Raw genomic sequence first — 19,823 nt, forward strand, 5'->3', positions numbered from 1 at the left:
TTATGAATGATAAAACCTGAATTCATAATTCAAACTTCATAAATTCAAACTTCATAATTCATAATTCATAATTCATAATTCATAATTCATTGACTATGACAGAAAAAATGATTTTCCGGAACCGCGTAGTTGACAAGGGTCAACTGAGAAACCTGATTTCTTGGGCTTTCATTAACTACGGTACGGCGCGGACGGCAATGATGGCGGACAAATTAAAGGATTTGGGTTTCCGCTATGCAACAAAAGCAGGGGTTTCCATTAGTGTTGATGATTTGATGGTTCCACCTTCTAAAAAAGAACTTTTGGAAGCTGCAGAAGCAGAAATTCGAGCCACTGAAGAACGCTATCAACGGGGTGAAATTACGGAAGTAGAACGGTTCCAAAAAGTAATTGATACTTGGAACGGTACGAGTGAAGCGCTTAAAGATGAAGTCGTCAACTACTTTAAGAAAACAAACCCCCTCAACTCTGTATACATGATGGCATTCTCTGGAGCACGGGGTAATATTTCCCAGGTGCGCCAATTGGTGGGAATGCGGGGATTGATGGCTGATCCTCAAGGGGAAATTATTGACCAGCCTATTAAAACAAATTTCCGTGAAGGGCTGACCGTAACAGAATACATTATTTCTTCTTACGGTGCGAGAAAAGGACTGGTAGATACAGCACTGCGGACGGCGGACTCTGGTTATCTTACCCGCCGTCTGGTGGACGTATCTCAGGATGTGATTATTCGGGAAATTGATTGCGGTACTACTAGAGGAATTCCTCTGGTGGCGATGAAAGAAGGTGGTAAAACCTTAATTTCCCTGTCAACACGCTTGTTTGGACGGGTTCTAAACGAGGATGTTATCCATCCCACCACAGGTGAAGTCATTGCGACCCGGAATACTTCTATTTCTGAAGAATTGGCGAAGAAGATAGAAAAATCTGGCATTACCGAAGTTATGGTGCGATCGCCACTCACCTGTGAAGCAGCAAGATCTGTTTGCCAACACTGCTATGGCTGGAGTTTGGCTCATGGAGAATGGGTCGATTTGGGTGAAGCTGTAGGTATTATTGCAGCACAGAGTATCGGTGAACCGGGTACTCAGCTGACAATGCGTACATTCCACACAGGTGGTGTATTCTCAGGTGAAGTTGCAAAACAAGTCCGTGCTGAAAGCGAAGGTACTGTTCGCTACTCCAAGAAATTGCGTCTCAGACCCTACCGCACCCGCCACGGAGAAGACGCCCAGTATGTAGAAATGAATGGCAACATTTCTTTGGAAATAGCAACTGGGGACCAGAAGGAAAACGCCTCCTCTACAGACATCGCTGTTACCCAAGGTTCAACTCTGTACGTAGTTGATGGACAGAAAGTTAAGAAAGGTCAATTGCTAGCAGAAGTCGCTCTTGGTGGACGCACAACTCGTGCAAACACAGAAAAAGCGGTGAAAGATGTGGCTTCTGACTTGGCTGGAGAAGTGAAGTTCGCTGACGTTGTTCCAGAACAAAAAACCGACCGTCAAGGTAATACCACTACAACAGCCGCAAGAGGTGGTTTGGTTTGGATTCTGTCAGGCGAAGTTTATAACTTACCTCCTGGTGCGGAGCTGGTTGTCAACAACGGCGACACTATAGAAAGCAATGGGGTTTTAGGAGAAACCAAGTTAACCACATTGCACGGTGGTGTGGTGCGGTTACCCGAAGCAACCCCTGGTAAGGGAACGCGGGAAATTGAGATTATCACTGCTTCGGTGGTGTTAGATAACGCAACAGTCACCGCTCAAACCAGCCAAGGTCGTAACAACTATTTAGTGAAAACTGGCAATAACCAGGAATTTCACCTGCGAGCCACCCCAGGAACTAAAGTTCAAAACGGTCAAGTAGTAGCGGAGTTAATTGACGATCGCTATCACACCAGGACTGGTGGCTTGCTGAAGTACGCGGGTGTCGAAGTTCAGAAAAAGGGTAAGGCGAAGCAAGGTTACGAAGTCGTACAGGGCGGTACTTTGCTGTGGATTCCTGAAGAAACCCACGAGGTGAACAAAGATATCTCCTTGCTAATGGTGGAAGACGGTCAGTTTGTAGAAGCTGGTACGGAAGTTGTGAAAGACATCTTCTGCCAAAACAGCGGTGTGATAGAAGTGACCCAGAAAAATGACATCTTGAGGGAAGTTGTCATCAAACCAGGAGAATTTCTCATGGTAGACGACCCAGAAGCAGTCATGGGTAAAGACGGTACTTTCGTTCAACCTGGTGAGGAATTACTAGGACAGGTGAAGAACGAGTTGCGGTATATCGAGTACGTAGAATCACCAGAAGGACCAGCACTTTTAAGCCGTCCGGTTGTTGAGTTCCCCGTACCAGACAACCCAGATGTGCCAGCGACTACATCAGTGAGCCAGCAAACAGGGCGTTCCATTCAACTGCGAGCCGTACAGCGTTTGCCTTACAAAGACTCCGAGCGCGTCAAGACCGTGGAAGGTGTAGAATTACTCCGCACTCAACTCGTGTTGGAAATCGAGACCGAAGGAGAACAAGACCATAACGCCTCCCCCCTTGCAGCAGATATTGAATTACTGAACGATCCCGACAATCCAGAGATTCAGCGCTTGCAATTGGTCATTCTGGAATCCTTAGTTATCCGTCGCGACATCACGGCTGATGCTACCCAAGGTAGTACCACGACAGCGCTGGAGGTAGAAGATGGACAAACCATCGCCCAGGGAGCTGTCGTTGCACGTACCCAAATCTTATGTAAAGAAGGTGGTATGGTGCGGGGCGTACAAAAAGGAACGGAAACCGTTCGCCGTTGTTTGATCCTGCGTCACAGCGATTTGGTGAAAATTAATAACATCACCACTGTGCCAAAAGTAAAACCCGGTGATTTAATCGTCGAAGGTGCAGAAATTGCTCCTGGAGTCTTTGCTGAAGAATCCGGACAAGTTATACAGGTGAAGAAAGTAGCGGCAGATGAAGCAGCAGCAACAGCAGGCGAAGCCTCCCTTGCAGCTCCTACTTCCTATACTGTGACTATCCGTGTTGGTCGTCCTTACCGAGTCAGTGCTGGTGCGGTGTTGCAGGTGGATGACGGTGGATTGGTACAGCGCGGTGATAACTTGGTGCTGTTGGTGTTTGAACGAGCTAAAACTGGAGACATCATCCAAGGTTTGCCGAGGATTGAGGAACTTCTGGAAGCTCGCAAACCAAAAGAAGCGTGTGTTTTAGCACGTCGTTCTGGAGAACTCAAGGTAGTTTACGGTGATGGCGATGAAGCGATCGCTGTTAAAATCATTGAGTCCAATGGTGTTGTCACAGATTATCCAATTGGACCCGGACAAAACTTGATTCTCTCAGATGGACAAACAGTCGCTGCGGGACAAGCAATTACTGACGGTCCATCAAATCCTCACGAAATTCTAGAAATTTTCTTTAATCTCGGTTCTGAGGATGGAATTTATGCTTGTGCAAGTCTCGCCTTGCAAAAAGTGCAGACGTTCTTAGTGAACGAAGTGCAGTCGGTTTATCAATCCCAAGGTATTGATATTGCTGACAAACACATTGAAGTGATTGTCCGCCAGATGACATCCAAAGTACGGGTAGATGATGGTGGAGATACGACAATGCTTCCTGGAGAATTGGTGGAATTGCGCCAAATCGAGCAGGTCAACGAAGCTATGGCAATTACTGGCGGTGCAAGAGCACAGTATACGCCCGTGTTGCTAGGTATCACCAAAGCATCTTTGAACACCGACAGCTTTATTTCAGCTGCATCCTTCCAAGAAACAACAAGGGTCTTGACCGAAGCAGCCATTGAAGGTAAATCTGACTGGCTGCGAGGTTTGAAAGAAAACGTGATTATCGGACGTCTGATTCCTGCCGGTACTGGGTTCAATGCTTATGAGGAAACAGGTACAATTGAGGACTACTCTACTGATATGAGTAGTGGAGTCTTGGATGAAGTTGACGATCCACTCGATATGGTTTTGGACGATCGCACAGCCCGTGCGTATCAACTCGAACCTCCATCCACGTTAGGAGGAGATGGATTCAGACGGACTCCCGATAAGGACATTTTGGATGACGATGATTTGTTGCTGACAAATGCAACTGCGATCGATCCTGAAGATGACCTCGTGGAAGAAGACGACGATTACGGCAATGATGACGAAGATGAGGATGAAGATTTGTACTAGATAAATTGCCATTGGAATAAAATTCTAAGGTTCCAAAAGAAAGCCCGCGCCTGCGGGCTTTCTTTTCTCCCGAACCGCTACAAGAGCGTAGCTTAACCCTCTTTTATCACTTTCGCGAGAGAATAATCTAGAATACTCACAGCGTAAGAGTTTGTCCCAAAAATCTTGATTTCAGACATTTTGTTAGAAAATAAACGCTCAAATGCTCGCCCTGTCTAGAGTAAAAAATTTGGCTCTTATTTTTCTTTTCCTAGAGTGACAGAAGCTGTTAGGTAGCGTTCGCAAAGCGTGCCGGAGGCAATCGTCCCTCATGGATGTAAGAAACCTTGTGATTTCTTAGGAGAGGGTTAATAAGGGGAGATGAGAGGAGCGTATGTAGTAGACATTTAAGTAATCTATATACACCTATTGTTAGTTATATTGATTGAAATTACCAACCTTGTTCTTGGATAACTTGTGCAATCTCAGCTTCCAATATTTGAAAAGCGGGTAAAGCTCTTAAGGGAGAAAAATCATTTATAAGTTCTGCTAGTCGGTAAACGCGTTCGTGAACTGAAAATTGCTTTAGTCTCCGACCTGTCAATCCACTAGCTTCGTACAAAAGTTTATGAAGAATGTCTTTTGGATTAGGTAGTTGTTCAAGTGTTGCAATAAGTGGTAATTGTAATGGCTGATTCCCACGAGGATTTCCTGCGGCATTTCGTATTGCGATTTCATCAAATTGCTAACAATACTGTTGGGCTTTCAGCAGCATTGGCAACAGAAAGTACAGTTCGAGGCAAGTTCATTGCTAATCGATGTAACGGTTTCCCTTTAATACCATCTTGATGTAACTTAATGACAGTTTTACCTTTGTCATCTTCAGTTGAAATAAAGGATGAAGTTCGTCTGCCCTTAATAGCAGATTTACGCCATTCAATATTATGAGGAAACAGTAAATTTTTTTTGGCATCACTAAGGTTAATATGAACTAACTCTTCTCTCAAGATTTCTAACGATCCAAAAGAACGAAGACTATCATCTGTTCGATAGGCAAGTATAATAGTGTAGCGAAGAAACGTAATACTAGCTTCTGCCCTTTGTCCTAAATCGTCGATCCCTTCATAAGGCACAATCATTTCTGCCTCAAAGGACATTTCATTCACATATTCATCACCAACGCGATGAAATAAGCTACGTACATCGGCTGTTTTACCTCCTTCATCGCGTACTGATAAAGCAGCTTCAATCAAAGGACAATCAGCTATTGCACTCAAAAACCGAATAGCATCAAATAAATTAGATTTACCAACGCCATTAGCACCTGCTACACAAGTAAATGGTCCGAAACGAACATCGACATCTACTAAATTCTTAAATCCAGAAACTTTTAATCGAGTTAACATAATCTCCCTCTCTTGAAACTGAAACTGGTTGCAAGAGTTGACCTAAATATTTTTCCGCCAGCTACTTTAACACTAGCAATTTGTTGGTTGGTCTTGGTGCTACGGCATATCCTCCCAGCACTATTTCTTTTTAGGAGGGAGAGAATTGCGTTGATTTGATTTATTATCTGGATAAAGTTGTTGGCGTCCGTTGCGAATAATTCGTAACATTTCTTGAAGTTGCTGCTCGATATTTTCTAAAACGTTATCAGCGTACTCGTCAGCACCTTGTTCGATCGCTTCAGCTTCTGCAACTGCAGCCCGTCGCATTTCCTCAATTTCTTGCTGACAAGCGCGTCGTTTGCGATCGATTTCCGCAAGCGTCTCTTGCATCATCGCCTCACACTCTTGTTGTACTTGTTGCCGCAGTTGTTGGGCTTCTCGTTCTGCTTGTCGCAAAATGTCGCTTTCATCCAAAATTTGCGCTCTTTTGGCTTGGGCAGCGTCAACAATTTGTTGTCCGTATTCTTCTGCCTGTAGGAGGATTTCTTCCTTTTCTTGAAGGACATTAGCTGCTTCCTGAAAAGCTTCAGGCAAAGAAAGCCTAATGAAATCGAGCCTGTCGAGCAACTTGTCCTCATCCACCAACGTGCATCGCGTTAGCGGAATATTAAAACCTGAAAGAATCATTTCTTCGAGGCGGTTAAGTTCCTGCTGAAGATCTACGCTTCCTGTTGGCGTAGTATCTCCGTCGTAGGAGATTCCATTGGGGTACTCTTCCGAGAGGGGATTGCCTCCGTTGTGATTTGGGTCGATATTTGGTTGTTTTGGGCGTAGCATTGGTAAATATCAAGGGCAACGTGCGGGGGAACAAGATGATTTATAGAGCCGCCAAACCTAGCAATCTCTTTTACAACACTACTACTTAAAAAACTATACTCATTAGATGTTGCTAGAAAAACTGTTTCTATTTGGTGAGAAAGGGTTTTATTAGTATGAGCCATCTGAAGCTCTACCTCAAAGTCGGAAATGGCTCTCAAACCCCGAAGAAGGACTTGCGCTTCCCGCATTTGGGCATATTTGACGGTCAGACCATCAAAAGCATCGACTTCGACGTTAGTTAAATGTTGTGTTGCAAGACGAATCTGTTCCAAGCGTTTTTGGACGGTAAACAAAGGGGTTTTGTTAGGATTCCGCAATACAGCGACAACAACCCGTTCAAACAACCGACAACCGCGTTGGATAATGTCAAGATGTCCTAGAGTAACAGGGTCGAAGCTTCCGGGATAGATGGCAATCACGATGGCAGCTGCCTCAACGTTGATGAGGTGATTATATCTGACATATTTTGAATTTTGAATTTTTAATTGCTTGTGTACCTTCATGAACCCACGGCAACTTAAAATCTACGCTGTGGGTTGCCCAGAAGTTTTCTATGCCTGCATTTTAAATTAAATATAAAATCAAAAAGCATTTCTATGCCTGCAGGTTTCAACAACAACTCTTTTCAAACCACACTTTTATTCTCTTGCCTTTTATGTACTTTTGTATGATACCGGACTTTTTCACTTTACCCTTGGCATTTCAATTTACTTCACCAGGCCCCATTCTAGTAAAGATAGGACCACTGGTTATCCGTTGGTATGGCTTTTTGATTGCTTCAGCCGTTTTGATTGGCGTTAGCCTTTCTCAGTACTTGGCAAAGCGTCGCGATGTCAATCCCGATTTGCTTAGCGATTTATCAATCTGGTTGGTACTTGGGGCAATTCCTGCCGCAAGATTATACTACGTTTTGTTCGAGTGGTCGGAGTACGCTCAGCATCCAGAACGCATCATTGCCATTTGGCAAGGGGGTATTGCCATTCATGGAGCCATTATTGGTGGTGTCATAGCAGCGTTAATCTTTGCCAAACTCAAGCGAGTACCTTTTTGGCAATTAGCAGATTTAGTTGCTCCTTCATTGATTCTCGGTCAGGCCATTGGACGTTGGGGAAATTTCTTTAACTCAGAAGCTTTTGGCAGCCCTACCAATCTGCCTTGGAAACTCTACATTCCAGCAGAACGCCGTCCTCCAGAATTAGCCGAATTTAAATACTTCCATCCTACCTTCTTATATGAATCTTTATGGGATTTAGCAGTATTCGCTTTACTGATAACATTGTTTTTTCGGAGTTTATCAGGCAAACCTTCTCTAAAAATCGGTACGCTATCTTTGGTTTATTTAGCAGGATATAGTTTGGGGCGTTTTTGGATAGAAGGTCTTCGGACGGATAGTTTGATGTTCGGTCCATTGCGAATCGCACAAATCGTCAGTCTGCTTGGAATTATTTTTGGGTTAGCTGGGTTAGCTTGGCTTTACATAGCTAAACGGCGTCTACCAGATGTCGTTACGCCTGACCTGTGACCAAAAATAAAAAATGCCCCAGAGTATTCTCTAGGGCTTAACCAGGGTGCATCTACCAATACATTCTTCTAAGCTAGGGGGGTACATCCGGAAAGCTACGGAAAAATGCCAAGATTTTTTTTAGAAACTCGATCGCGTGCTTGTTTATGCGTGAATCTACTATCCTTTTTAAGGAAGAAAAAAAACTTATGCCCGTAGAACCAGCAGTGTATATTGTAGGCGCGGGTCCTGGAGATCCTGAATTGCTCACGGTTAAAGCACAAAAATTGCTTTCATCCGCTGATGCCATCTTATTTGCAGATTCTTTAGTACCGCAACAAATGCTACAACTTTGTCGAGATGATGCCGAGATTATTCGCACTGCAAATAAAACTTTAGAAGAAATTTTACCAATTATGGTAGAACGGGTGCGATCGCAAAAATCTGTCGTGCGACTTCATTCCGGCGATCCCAGTCTCTACAGCGCAATTCACGAACAAATGAATCTTTTGGCAGAAGCAAACATTCCTTTTGAAGTCATACCGGGTATCAGCGCTTTTCAAGCAGCCGCCGCCAAACTCAAATTAGAACTGACGGTTCCCGGTTTAGTCCAAACAATTATACTGACGCGTATCAGCGGACGTACAGAAGTGCCTGCGACAGAAGAACTTGCAACTCTCGCCGCCCATCAAGCGAGCCTTTGCCTGTACCTAAGTGCGCGTCATGTTGAACAAGCCCAAGCCAAGTTACTAGAACACTATTCAGTAGAAACACCCGTGGCCATTTGCTATCGTTTGGGATGGTCTGATGAGAGAATTGTGGTTGTACCCCTCAATCAAATGGCAGAGTGTACTCATAAAGAAAAACTTATCCGTACTACCCTTTACGTCATCAGCCCTGCCTTATCGCAAACAACAGGACGTTCTCGTTTATATCATCCCGAACACAGCCATTTATTTCGACATTCATAGAATTAAGCAATTCCCAATCCAAAATCCACGCATCCAAAATTTACCTATGCCGCTTATCAAAGTTCAAACTTCTGTATCAACTCCCCCAAAAGCTGAAATTGAAACTCTGCTCAAAAATTTATCAGCTAAGTTAGCGAAACATACAGGTAAACCAGAATCCTATGTCATGACAGCTTTTGAAACCGAAATTCCTATGACTTTTGGTGGAACAACCGATCCCGTTTGTTACGTAGAAATAAAGAGTATCGGAACAATGCTGCCACAACAAACTAAGGAAATGAGTCAAGATTTTTGCCAGGAAATCGATCGAGCATTGGGTGTGCCTCAAAATCGAATATACATAGAGTTTGCTGATTCTAGGGCTGCAATGTGGGGCTGGAATGGTACGACCTTTGGCTAGGGAATTGAATGTTCCTAGTTCTTTGAAACTTCTGCCATGAACTCTGACATCTGTACGGCAATCTCTCGCACTCCTTCAAGAATCCAACGCTTGACTTGTTGCTTGTCTTCCGAACCCGTATAGTACTGAAGAGCTTGGTTAGCAGATTGTATTCCGGCATCAAAATGCTCTGCTTCTGCAACAATGTGGCGGCTGAACCAGTAGTAAGCCGGAATTACTTTGCCATCAATCTCCACTTTTGTTTCTTGTAAATATCTCGTTAGCTCGGGACGCTTTGTGCGAAAAAACTCTTCTAAAACACGGTTTTCATCTTCTCCCAAGACTTCAGTTCCCAAATGAAAGCCAATCGCACGAAACAGATGTGCTTCATCCACAACCATGTTAATACCGCCACTACGATGAACCTTACCGATCGCATCATTGGTAGGTTCGTGTTGATATATAAGTCTGCTAAGAGCTAACATATCATAGTCGAAAAATTGTGCCATACCTTTGAGTGTTGCTAGAGCTAAAGCTCGATGGGTATGCGGTTCAGGTGCTTCGCGATCGCCAAACTCATCAATTGCACCAAAAAACATACCTGCTCCTATTTCAACACTTCGATCGGCAAACACTCCGACTTCATTAGAGGTGTTGAATAAATCTTTGCGAACAGCAATATATCCAGCCAAACAAGTTTGACACGGTGCAAAAGCAGCGGAGTATTGAAAAAATCGACCCATAAGCCGTAGAAGAGCTTCGCCACTTGTGGCTTCTTCAAGGAGTTTTTTAAAAGTCAGCGATGTATATTCTTCAGCAATAGTTTTACAAACTTCATCCCTTTCAATAGTGATAGTTGTTGCGGGTTGATTCAGCGTGTTAATCATGATGCTTAAACTCCTTGAATTGATAAAAAACACGGATGACTTGTGCGGTTGTCTTAAGCTTTTGTAACAGAGAGAGACAAGGTATCTGTTTCAACCTTCAAACTATTTCTTGTTTCAACAAAGACATCATTCTTAAACACTTTTGCTTCCAAGCAACTCAAAGCTTTGTGGCGAATGTGGTGATTGATAAATTGCAAACTTAGAATATTTAACGAAAGATACTTGGCTCCTGCTACAATTCCCATACACTGTGGCGAACCGCACATACAGATAAAAGGTTGATCCATCTCCCACTCCGTACTGGGATAGAAAAAGTTGACTTCTTCATAAGGTTCAATATCTCTTGCTGCGACACATTCCAAAGTTTTAGTGTTTACAATCAGATTGGGATTGCAAGAGTGATTGAGCTTGCCCAGGATTGGCTCTTCAATGTGTGCCTCTACATCAATTTGGACGCTTGTATAGGTAGGTTTTTTCACGATTTTATAGTTTGTTATTCTATGGAAGACTTCACCTTTCCTCACTTTTGAGGTTGTAATTATTCCAGTCCCTTTAGCTGTAGTATTAACTTCAAATTTTTCCATGATGTATCTGTTCTCTTGACTTTTGTTCATGAGGATTTGGTGCTTTAACCCAATCAATTAAGCCGAGCAGTATTTATTGAAATTGGAGTACAACTTGACAGTGTCAAGTCAATTTCTGCTAACTGTTTTGAATCAACAATTGCATAATTATTTCCAAAAAACTCTATTGGGTTGAATCAAAGATCTTGATGACTCAGTGTTATCCGAACACAGTGAAATTACAGTTACATAGTGAATATAAAAAAAATCTAAAATACAAACTCTGTAATGTCAATAGTAATTCAACGTATTTTGTTTTTGAATAGAAATAGTGACAAACACTGTATAAAATAGATAAAATCATAAATTTAAAATAAAGATGCGTAATTTTACAGAGTAACTCAAACCCAAACTTCTTCACAAGTATTGTTAGGTAAGACTTTTATTAAAGTCACGTAAAAACACTGATTCAATTCTTAAAATTAGTTAGAAATTTTGATTTCCCGGATTTTTACTGAGGAAAATTATTGAACAATAAGAAAAAGTCATATTTTCAGCATTTGTACGGTTATTTAAAAATGAAAAAATAGGTTATTTCAATGATTTAACTATTACAATCAAGTTATGTACAATGCATACTCAGCCAATTGTGGGTGCAAACAACAATAAATTGTCATACCAACTTCCCCGAAGTCTGAGTGTCTTTGAAACTTGGAGCTTTGGTCTGACTTCTCACATTGGATGGATTAGTGTAGCACCCGGTTTGTGTACAGCACTTGGAGCAAATGCAATAATCCTCTGTCTGCCTGGTGTGATTGTAGGCATTCTACTGAACTTGCAAGTGCAGCGTTTGGGTAAGTATTGGAAAGATATGTCAGGAGGAACACCTAACTACGCAGCACGGTTACTTAAGAACTATTCAGGGTTAGGTCGGTATGTAGCACTGGGATACTTTGTAGGATGGGTATCAGTTCCAGTGGTGTACGCGATTATGCTGACTGACTTGATAAAGGTAAATCTCGAACCATTTGGAATCGCGTGTCCGGAAATGGCGCTGAAAATTGGTTTCACCTGCGTTGTTTTTGTGGTTGCCTTCAGTGGTACTCGTGCTTTAGCAATATTGCATTTGTTTTTAGTTGTGCCTTCAATCGTGTCTCTACTTGCTTTTTGCTTGCAAGGTTTGTGGTGGTTGTCTCTCTCAGATGGCAGTTCCAGTTTTCTTCACGTTATAGAGACGAAAGGGAGTACGTCTGTACAATTTGTTGACTGGGCAAAGTGGTATTTCATTGCAACTTGGAATATCTACAGCTGTGAAACGACAGCTTCGTTTGTTGCTGACAGCGAATCCCCCAAAGACACTTTACGGTTTTTGACGTTTGCTTCTTGGCTCATGCCACTCATCTTTTTAGGATGCAATTGGATACTAGCTCAGCCAACAACAGTCACAGAACAAGACAACGCCTATTTGAGCCTTTTAGCAGTATCCCAGCCATTTTGGGGTCAGTTTGCTTCTATTTTAGTCACGCTGCTCATAACTTTTTCAAGCCTTCTCGCTTCCGCTAGCGCTGTTTGCATCTTACCCCGAATTTTGTACCAACTCTCTCTTGACGGACACATATCACCTGTATTTGCTGTTGTTTCAAAAAGAGGTGTTTTGGCTCCTGCATTGGTATTTACTTTTTTATGCAGTGTCTTGAATTTAGTTTGGGGAGATTTCACCAGAATTGTCGTGATTACAAATACGGGTTACCTAGCATCCATTACGGCATTTCATCTGGGGTTGTGGCTGTGTCGGGATAGACCAGAAGTACGATGGGCTTGGTTATCGCTATTGTTTTTTATTTTAGAAGCGATCGTCCTAACGGTTGGGGGCTTGGCTTGGAGTTGGCAAGATTTTCTCATCGGATTGTTATTACCCATCATTATTTTAGTTTTTGATACTGCAATCCGTCGCATTAGACTTGCGCCTTTCCACCCGCGCTGGTGGGCTTTGCGTAACAACAGTCAACCTACTGCTTTTTTCAAGGATTTTGTTGCCGTTCAAGTCATTATCTTACTGTTACTAACCTGTAGTGGTACCACAATTGGTTGGTTCATCAGTACTCATCTCGATAAAACTTTTTACACAGAGAGTACTAATTTATTAATTGTTTTACTGGCAACAGTTGCTTTTATTGCAGTTGCTATTGCTTGCTGGACGACATTACCACAAATTGCATCCATTGCTGAAGCCCGTGAAGTAGCAGAAAGACGATTTATCACGGCTCTCGATACTGTTCCCGATACGGTTCTTGTCTTAGATCGAAATGGTGTTATTACTCAAGCTAATCCTGCGGCTGAAACTTTATTAGGAACGATCGTCAATCAACTAATAGGGCGTTATCTAGATGAATTTCTCTCTGATTTGGATAATCTCCCTGCTTCTTGGCAAAGTACTAGCGAACATAGCCTAAAAAATTCTCCCCATCGAATCGTGGAAGCCACTGTTTCGCAACGCACCAATCACCAAAATCAAGAATATATTGTCTTTTTACGAGATATTAGCGATCGCAAACTTGCTGAAGACACGTTACGGCATTCGGAAGCCACCTTAAGACAGCAAGCCACTGAATTAGAACAAACCCTCAAAGAATTACAAAATACACAATCGCAATTAATTCAATCTGAAAAAATGTCCAGTCTCGGTCAACTTGTTGCCGGTGTTGCCCATGAAATCAATAACCCTGTAAATTTTATTTATGGAAATTTAGTTCATCTTGAAAATTATACTCAAGATTTATTAAAATTAGTCCAACTTTACCAACAGGAATATCCCAATTCAACTCTAGATATTCTTAAGTTTATTGCTGATATTGATTTAGATTTTTTGCAAGAAGATGTACCGAAAACTCTCAATTCAATGAAAGTAGGAGCACAACGCATTCGTGAAATTGTTCTGACTTTACGCAATTTCTCTCGTTTGGATGAAGCCGAGATGAAACCTGTTGATATTCATGAAGGAATTGAAAGTACTTTACTGATTTTACAAAATTCTTTAAAAGAAAAATCAGCACAATCAGAAATTGAAGTTCTCAAAGAATATGATAAATTACCGCCAATAGAATGCTATGCAGGACAATTAAATCAAGTTTTTATGAATATTTTGGCAAATGCCGTTGATGCTTTGCGCCAGCAGGAAGCGGAATGGTTACAACTGAAGAATGAAAAATACTTCAGTCTCATTACTATCCAGACACGTCTCGAACAGAATTCTCATGTCACGATCCGCATTAAAGACAACGGACCGGGAATGTCCCCAGATGTGAAAAACCGATTGTTCGATCCTTTCTTTACAACCAAACCAGTTGGCAAAGGAACTGGTTTGGGGTTATCAATTTGTTATCAAATTGTTGTGGAAAAGCATGGCGGTAAGTTAGAGTGCATCTCTCAACCGGGACAAGGGACAGAATTTTTGATTGAAATTCCTATTAAACAACGAGTGGCGATCGGTAAATAGTGTGTTTTTTCTTGACCGCTAGATAGAAGAGATTACCGCTTTTCCTCTACTATTGTTTAATATCCAGGCTCCTAACTTGGATATACTACGTGGTACTAGGTCATTATGGCAAAATCTAAGAAGACCGCTCATCAAATCAATCTCAGAGATTCACAATACTACCTTAACCGGGAGTTAAGCTGGCTGGAGTTTAATAAAAGGGTGTTACATGAAGCCTGTGACCCACGCACGCCTCTTATAGAACGTCTAAAGTTTCTGGCAATCTTTAGCTCTAATTTGGATGAGTTCTTTATGGTGCGCGTTGCTGCACTTAAGGAACAAGTAGAGGCAAAAATTAGCTTGGTGACTTTTGATGGTCGTACACCTCAACAGCAGCTTGAGGAGATTAGTATGGCTTTACGTCCATTAATTGCTCAGCAACACGAACATTTTGAAAAAAGCTTGCGACCCCAGTTGGTCGAACACGGAATCCATATTTTAGATTACATAAATCTCTCGGAAAGGCAAAAAAATTATTTAGACAAGTACTACGAAGAACAAATTTTTCCCGTTGTCACTCCTTTGGCTGTCGATCCGAGTCATCCTTTCCCTTATATCTCCAATCTCAGCCTCAATCTGGCTGTTGTGCTTAAAAATCCGGAAACAGAAGAGGAGTTGTTTGCTAGAGTTAAAGTCCCTACTGTTTTACCGAGATTTTTGCCTTTGCCACTTGAATTGGGAGTTCAAGATTCAGAAAAACCTGCTATTTGGACTGGTGTACCCCTAGAACAAGCAATTGCTCACAATTTAGAGTCTTTATTTCCTGGAATGAACATTCAGGAATATCATATGTTTCGCATCACTCGTGATGCAGATTTGGAATTGGAAGAAGATGAAGCTGATGATTTATTACTTGCCATTGAACACGAGCTGAGAAAGCGACGTGTTGGGGGTTCTCCTTTAAGGTTAGAAATACACTCTCAGACTCCTGAATCAGTCAGAAAAAGATTGCTAGAGGATTTGGAATTAACGGAAAACGATGTCTATCAAGTTGACGGTTTGATGGGGCTAAAAGATTTAATGTTCTTTATGTCAATCCCAGTCCCAGAACTGAAAGATTTACCGTGGAAGTCTGTAGTTCCTCTCCGCTTGCAACGGATTAAGGAGCCAATTATAAACTCCAACCTGCGAGAACTAGAGGAAGGAAAAGATTTTTTTTCAGTTATTCAAGAAAAGGATTTGCTCGTACATCATCCATATCAATCCTTTTCATCAACCGTTGTGCGGTTTATTACTAGTGCGGCATATGACCCCAATGTGTTGGCAATTAAGATGACTCTCTATCGGACATCTTTTGACTCGCCTATCCTCAATGCCTTAATTGCTGCTGCTGAAAATGGCAAGCAAGTTTCTGTACTGGTAGAACTTAAGGCGCGATTTGATGAAGAGAACAATATTAAGTGGGCAAAGCGTCTGGAAAGTGTTGGAGTTCACGTTGTTTATGGTTTGGTAGGTTTGAAGACTCACTGCAAAACTGTTATGGTCGTGCGGCGCGAACAAGATCGCATTCGTCGCTACGTACATATTGGAACTGGTAACTATAATCCAAAAACAGCACGACTGTATACAGACTTGGGATTATTTAGCTGTAATGAGGATTTAGGCGCTGATGTTACAGATGTTTTTAATTTTTTGACAGGATACTCTCGGCAAAAGTCTTACCGACTGCTGTTGGTGGCTCCCGTGAATATGCGCGATCGCTTTATTTCTTTGGTTCATCGAGAAATTGAAAACGTTCAGAACGGTCTGAGCGGGCGCATTGTTGCTAAGATGAACTCTCTTGTCGATCCTGAAATCATTTCGGTATTATACCAAGCATCTCGTGCAGGCGTACAAATTGACTTAATTGTCAGAGGTATGTGCTGTTTGCGTCCTGGTTTGAAAGATATTAGTGAAAATATTCGCGTAATCAGTATTGTAGGCCGTTTTCTCGAACACTCTCGCGTATATTATTTCTACAATAATGGACAGGAAGAGATTTATATTGGTAGTGCCGACTGGATGCCTCGTAACTTAGACCGCAGAGTAGAAGTCATTACTCCTATCTTAGATCCAGATATTGCTAAAGATTTGCAGGAAATTTTGGGAATTATGCTTGCAGATAATCGTCAAGCTTGGGAATTACAACAAGATGGTAGCTATATCCAAAGACACCCTGCTGAAGATTGTCCGGATGCTAGTTCGCAAAAAATTCTTATGAATATGGCTTCAAGCATCAACGCAAGTACTCCAAATACTGTAAGTACGAATACGAAGAAAATTTCATCCCAACTTGACAATTAGCTCACAATATTTTGATAGTTAACTGCTTATTGTTCCCGGTAGAACTCTCTTTTTTGAGATATTACTATACATATCATTGGAACTGAGAAATTATTCAACCATTGGATAGAGTGAGTTCAGCCGCCTGTTCTCATAAACTATAAAAGTTATCCTAATATTATCTCTAGTTCCGTAGGATGTTAATGTTGTCCTGTGAGTCTTCTACCTTAAGAGTTATCGTGGTCGATGACCACGAATTAACTCGCTTAACCTTGAAATTAGCGTTTTCTTGCCAAGAAAATATCCAAGTAGTGGGTTTAGCTAGCAATGGTCAAGAAGCCATAGAATTGGTTGAACGTACTCACCCGGATGTGATCGTTCTAGATTTACAAATGCCAATTATGGATGGTTGGGATGCATCTCGTCAGATTAAAGCTATTGCCCCAAATACCCAAATCATTGCTTACTCCTCTGTTGAGGATGTCAAGCTTCAAGATACCAAAGAAATTGGTAGCCTGGATGCTTTCTGTAAAAAAGACGTACCTACAACAGAATTGATTGCTTTAGTAAGACAATTAGGTATGAAATCTGAAAACCACTCAGTAGCCGGTTAAATGATGCCGTATGCGTAACTTGGGAGATCGGCAACTCAATTGGACTTGGGTTAGAACAAAATGTTATTACTTGAGTGCGTCAGTAGAATTGCAGCTTGACAATTCCTATTGACGCCGAATTTGCTTTTGGCGACCTACAGTCCTCAAATTATTTCTGTATCGGGAAACGTGCGTCTAAACTCATCAATTAGATCATCCATTTCTTCTAGCGCTTGATTGACATCTACTCTTAAAGTTCCCAGATTGGGTTTTTCCAAAAGATTTAGCAGATACTCGCGTTTAGCGCTGACTAGGGCTACCCTTTCTTTAAGTGTTTGTGCATCCATCGTTGTATTTTTATCTTAAAACAATATTCTTACTTTTAAACTTAGCGTAAAAACGCAAACTTTTAAACCATCTCATGAAGGTTTCCCAGACTCAGGCAAAACATCTTGGGTCATTGCGTGAGATTTTATAGTTATTTTGCTTGTGAATAGCGACTAAATAGTAGTACAAAAGAAATACTAGGAATTTGTACTATACGGAAATCATGTTACGCCAATTTTCTTTGGGAACGCTTGGGTTAACTGTCGGTGGGGTTTTAACAATAATCGGCTTTGTGGCTTATGCCGCAGACAATGCCACACTCAATCTAGTCGGCTTTTTTTATGGGATTCCTCTTCTTTTAGGAGGACTAGCTCTCAAAGCTAACGAAATTTCACCTGTGCCTTTTAGTCAACCGACAACACCAGAAGTATTGGCATTACGAGAGCAACAAGCCACTTCTACTCAAACTAAAATTCGCAAAGACTTGACTCGATATTGCTACGGTCAAGATGCTCATTTCGATAAATCTTTAGAATTTTTGGGTCTTGGTTCTTCAGATGAAGATAGACCGGAAATATCAGGACTGAGAGAAACAGAAATTAATGGAGCTTATGCCCTCATTTTGGAATTTAATTCACCTTCGGTGCCAATTGATATCTGGCAAAAAAAGCAGGAAAAAATGACCAATTATTTTGGCCCTGGTGTGGAAGTTACAGTCACACAACCAGATTCAAATCAAATTGAGTTGTCTTTAGTTGTCAATTCAAAGGGTTAGTGGTTAGTTGATAGTAGTTAGTTGTTAACAACTAACTACTATCAACTCTCAAAAATCATTTTTCCAATCTAACAGCATACCATTGTAAGTATTGACCTTGCCCAACATCTAGTTCACAGCTTGTATCTATTAAATATTTTGCCCGCTCTTCAGATGAATTTAAGGCTCGCAGATCGGGCGTTAAATCTTCAATTTTAATATTGTGTAAAACATTTTTTAGCTTTTCAAGTAATTCTAGCGCAGTCAAAAATTGCTCTGGTTGATTTGTTTCTAAAACCACAAAATAATCTTGACTATACATTAATGAGTCTGGCATATAAGCTAATGTTGTAAGGTTTACTGTAATTTTACATTCTGCAGGCATCCTCTCGCGAATATCCTGACTAGTCCATTACGGGAAAATAAAAGCTTGAGAGCTTAGTAATTGGACATCAGAGTATGGGAATTATAAAAGAAGCATCTTCAGTTTGCCAGTCAAAGCACGGTGGAGCGGTAGAGTGTAATGACCATCCTGCCACAACCGTGTTGTCTATTTTATAAAATGCTTTATGGAATGCAACTCATGTCGGGCATAAGCCAATTTTCTATCTCCAACGACCCCCCTTTGATTCTTGTTGCTGACGATGATAAGACCATTCGGATGCTGTTACGTGAAGTGATGGAAACAGAAGGCTATCGTGTGGTCGATGTTTCTAACGGCAAACAGTGTCTGGAGACATTCACAGCCGTCAAACCAGACCTCATTTTGTTAGATGCTGTTATGCCAGTGATGGATGGCTTTAGTTGTTGCAAGCAATTAACTCAGTTGTCCAGAACTCTTTTTGCTTCGAGTCTTGTTCATTCTATGCCAGGATTCTCTTTTGGGAATAGTACGATTTCAAGATTGTGCGATCGCATTCCTATTTTAATGATTACAGGTTTAGAAGATTCGGAATCAGTAGACCGGGCTTTTGAGGCAGGAGCAAGCGATTATGTAACCAAACCAATTAATTGGGCAGTGCTGCGCCAACGAGTTAAAAGGCTGTTACAACAAGCACAACTTTACAAACAGTTAGAGGCAGTGACCCAAGCTTTACAAGAACTTGCTAATGTTGATGGGTTAACTGGAGTTGCAAATCGCCGTCGTTTTGACCAATATTTAAACGCTCAGTGGTTGAACTCGGTAGAGGAACAATTGCCGTTATCTTTGATATTGTGTGATATAGATTATTTTAAACTTTACAACGATAAGTACGGTCACATTGCTGGAGACATTTGTTTGCAAAAAGTTGCAAATGTCCTAAGTCGTACAGTTGAGAAAAATCAGGATTTGGTAGCGCGTTACGGTGGTGAAGAATTTGCCGTGATTATGCCTAACACCCATGTAACTCGTGCAGTTCACGTTGCTGCTGCCATGCAAGCAGGTGTTAGAGAACTTGAAATTGAGCACCTTGAATCCACAGTCAGCCACTTCATTACCCTAAGTGTAGGAGTAGCCATGACTGTTCCCAAGTTTGAAGTGTCTCCAACAACCTTAATTATGGTAGCAGATAAGGCTCTTTACCAAGCAAAAGCAGAGGGGCGCAATCGCATAATTCTCAAGCAGTTAAATCATTGAGCGGTT

17 protein-coding genes are annotated in these 19,823 nt (G+C 41.6%); 9 read left to right on the top strand and 8 right to left on the bottom strand.

Annotation, left to right across the window (positions count from 1 at the left end):
* Window positions 1-95: 95 nt before the first annotated feature.
* A complete protein-coding gene (locus AB0756_RS30800; protein ID WP_038087754.1) occupies window positions 96-4,181 on the top strand; it encodes a DNA-directed RNA polymerase subunit beta'' in 4,086 nt (1,361 codons plus the stop codon).
* 430 nt (window positions 4,182-4,611) lie between these two features.
* Here the strand turns inward: AB0756_RS30800 and AB0756_RS30805 are convergent, their stop codons facing one another.
* From AB0756_RS30805 to coaD, 4 genes are all read right to left on the bottom strand, one after another.
* Window positions 4,612-4,782, bottom strand: coding sequence for a hypothetical protein (locus AB0756_RS30805; RefSeq protein ID WP_202048665.1), 171 nt, complete (start codon window positions 4,780-4,782; stop codon window positions 4,612-4,614).
* Between the two features lie 115 nt (window positions 4,783-4,897).
* Window positions 4,898-5,566, bottom strand: a complete 669-nt coding sequence (locus AB0756_RS30810; protein WP_237265956.1) for an AAA family ATPase — start codon at window positions 5,564-5,566, stop codon at window positions 4,898-4,900.
* A gap of 120 nt (window positions 5,567-5,686) precedes the next feature.
* The gene (locus AB0756_RS30815; RefSeq protein ID WP_137986591.1) at window positions 5,687-6,385 is read right to left on the bottom strand and encodes an ATP synthase subunit B family protein; all 699 of its coding nucleotides are present in this window, start codon (window positions 6,383-6,385) and stop codon (window positions 5,687-5,689) included.
* Window positions 6,268-6,846: a pantetheine-phosphate adenylyltransferase gene (gene coaD, locus AB0756_RS30820; protein ID WP_038087854.1), complete on the bottom strand. Its 579-nt coding sequence runs from the start codon at window positions 6,844-6,846 to the stop codon at window positions 6,268-6,270. Before coaD ends, AB0756_RS30815 begins: the two co-directional genes overlap by 118 nt.
* 248 nt (window positions 6,847-7,094) lie before the next feature.
* On the opposite strand from coaD, the gene lgt reads away from it, so the two are divergent.
* The 3 genes from lgt to AB0756_RS30835 all read left to right on the top strand — a co-directional run bounded on the left by lgt (window position 7,095) and on the right by AB0756_RS30835 (window position 9,299).
* Window positions 7,095-7,949 carry a prolipoprotein diacylglyceryl transferase gene (lgt, locus tag AB0756_RS30825; protein ID WP_038087857.1) on the top strand — a complete coding sequence of 285 codons (855 nt, stop codon included), beginning with the start codon at window positions 7,095-7,097 and terminating at the stop codon, window positions 7,947-7,949.
* A 146-nt stretch (window positions 7,950-8,095) separates the two neighbouring features.
* Window positions 8,096-8,899: a precorrin-4 C(11)-methyltransferase gene (gene cobM / locus AB0756_RS30830; RefSeq protein ID WP_038087760.1), complete on the top strand. Its 804-nt coding sequence runs from the start codon at window positions 8,096-8,098 to the stop codon at window positions 8,897-8,899.
* A gap of 46 nt (window positions 8,900-8,945) precedes the next feature.
* A complete protein-coding gene (locus tag AB0756_RS30835) occupies window positions 8,946-9,299 on the top strand; it encodes a phenylpyruvate tautomerase MIF-related protein (RefSeq protein ID WP_038087765.1) in 354 nt (117 codons plus the stop codon).
* Window positions 9,300-9,313: 14 nt separating this feature from the next.
* Here the strand turns inward: AB0756_RS30835 and AB0756_RS30840 are convergent, their stop codons facing one another.
* Both AB0756_RS30840 and AB0756_RS30845 read right to left on the bottom strand, forming a co-directional pair.
* Window positions 9,314-10,165 carry a hypothetical protein gene (locus tag AB0756_RS30840; RefSeq protein WP_038087767.1) on the bottom strand — a complete coding sequence of 284 codons (852 nt, stop codon included), beginning with the start codon at window positions 10,163-10,165 and terminating at the stop codon, window positions 9,314-9,316.
* A gap of 53 nt (window positions 10,166-10,218) precedes the next feature.
* Window positions 10,219-10,779, bottom strand: coding sequence for an SET domain-containing protein-lysine N-methyltransferase (locus tag AB0756_RS30845; RefSeq protein ID WP_137986592.1), 561 nt, complete (start codon window positions 10,777-10,779; stop codon window positions 10,219-10,221).
* Window positions 10,780-11,359: 580 nt separating this feature from the next.
* Here AB0756_RS30845 and AB0756_RS30850 point away from each other — a divergent pair.
* The 3 genes from AB0756_RS30850 to AB0756_RS30860 all read left to right on the top strand — a co-directional run bounded on the left by AB0756_RS30850 (window position 11,360) and on the right by AB0756_RS30860 (window position 17,139).
* On the top strand, window positions 11,360-14,224 hold the full coding sequence (locus tag AB0756_RS30850) for an ATP-binding protein (protein WP_038087771.1): 2,865 nt from the start codon (window positions 11,360-11,362) through the stop codon (window positions 14,222-14,224).
* A gap of 105 nt (window positions 14,225-14,329) precedes the next feature.
* Window positions 14,330-16,546, top strand: a complete 2,217-nt coding sequence (gene ppk1, locus AB0756_RS30855; protein ID WP_038087775.1) for a polyphosphate kinase 1 — start codon at window positions 14,330-14,332, stop codon at window positions 16,544-16,546.
* A 176-nt stretch (window positions 16,547-16,722) separates the two neighbouring features.
* Complete coding sequence (locus AB0756_RS30860; RefSeq protein ID WP_038087778.1) at window positions 16,723-17,139, top strand: response regulator; 417 nt, start codon at window positions 16,723-16,725, stop codon at window positions 17,137-17,139.
* 143 nt (window positions 17,140-17,282) lie between these two features.
* On the opposite strand, the gene AB0756_RS30865 is transcribed toward AB0756_RS30860, so the two are convergent.
* Complete coding sequence (locus tag AB0756_RS30865; protein ID WP_038087781.1) at window positions 17,283-17,465, bottom strand: SGNH/GDSL hydrolase family protein; 183 nt, start codon at window positions 17,463-17,465, stop codon at window positions 17,283-17,285.
* 203 nt (window positions 17,466-17,668) lie between these two features.
* Between AB0756_RS30865 and AB0756_RS30870 the strand changes: the two genes are divergently transcribed.
* Window positions 17,669-18,220: a DUF2854 domain-containing protein gene (locus AB0756_RS30870; RefSeq protein ID WP_038087784.1), complete on the top strand. Its 552-nt coding sequence runs from the start codon at window positions 17,669-17,671 to the stop codon at window positions 18,218-18,220.
* Window positions 18,221-18,275: 55 nt separating this feature from the next.
* On the opposite strand, the gene AB0756_RS30875 is transcribed toward AB0756_RS30870, so the two are convergent.
* Entirely contained in the window at window positions 18,276-18,536 is a 261-nt protein-coding gene (locus AB0756_RS30875) for a chlororespiratory reduction protein 7 (protein WP_038087786.1), read from the bottom strand.
* A gap of 246 nt (window positions 18,537-18,782) precedes the next feature.
* Here AB0756_RS30875 and AB0756_RS30880 point away from each other — a divergent pair, with 246 nt between their 5' ends.
* Entirely contained in the window at window positions 18,783-19,817 is a 1,035-nt protein-coding gene (locus tag AB0756_RS30880) for a GGDEF domain-containing response regulator (RefSeq protein WP_038087861.1), read from the top strand.
* The last annotated feature ends 6 nt before the right edge of the window (window positions 19,818-19,823 follow it).

The organism is Tolypothrix campylonemoides VB511288_2, from assembly GCF_045999855.1.
GTDB lineage: Bacteria > Cyanobacteriota > Cyanobacteriia > Cyanobacteriales > Nostocaceae > Scytonema > Scytonema bouteillei_A.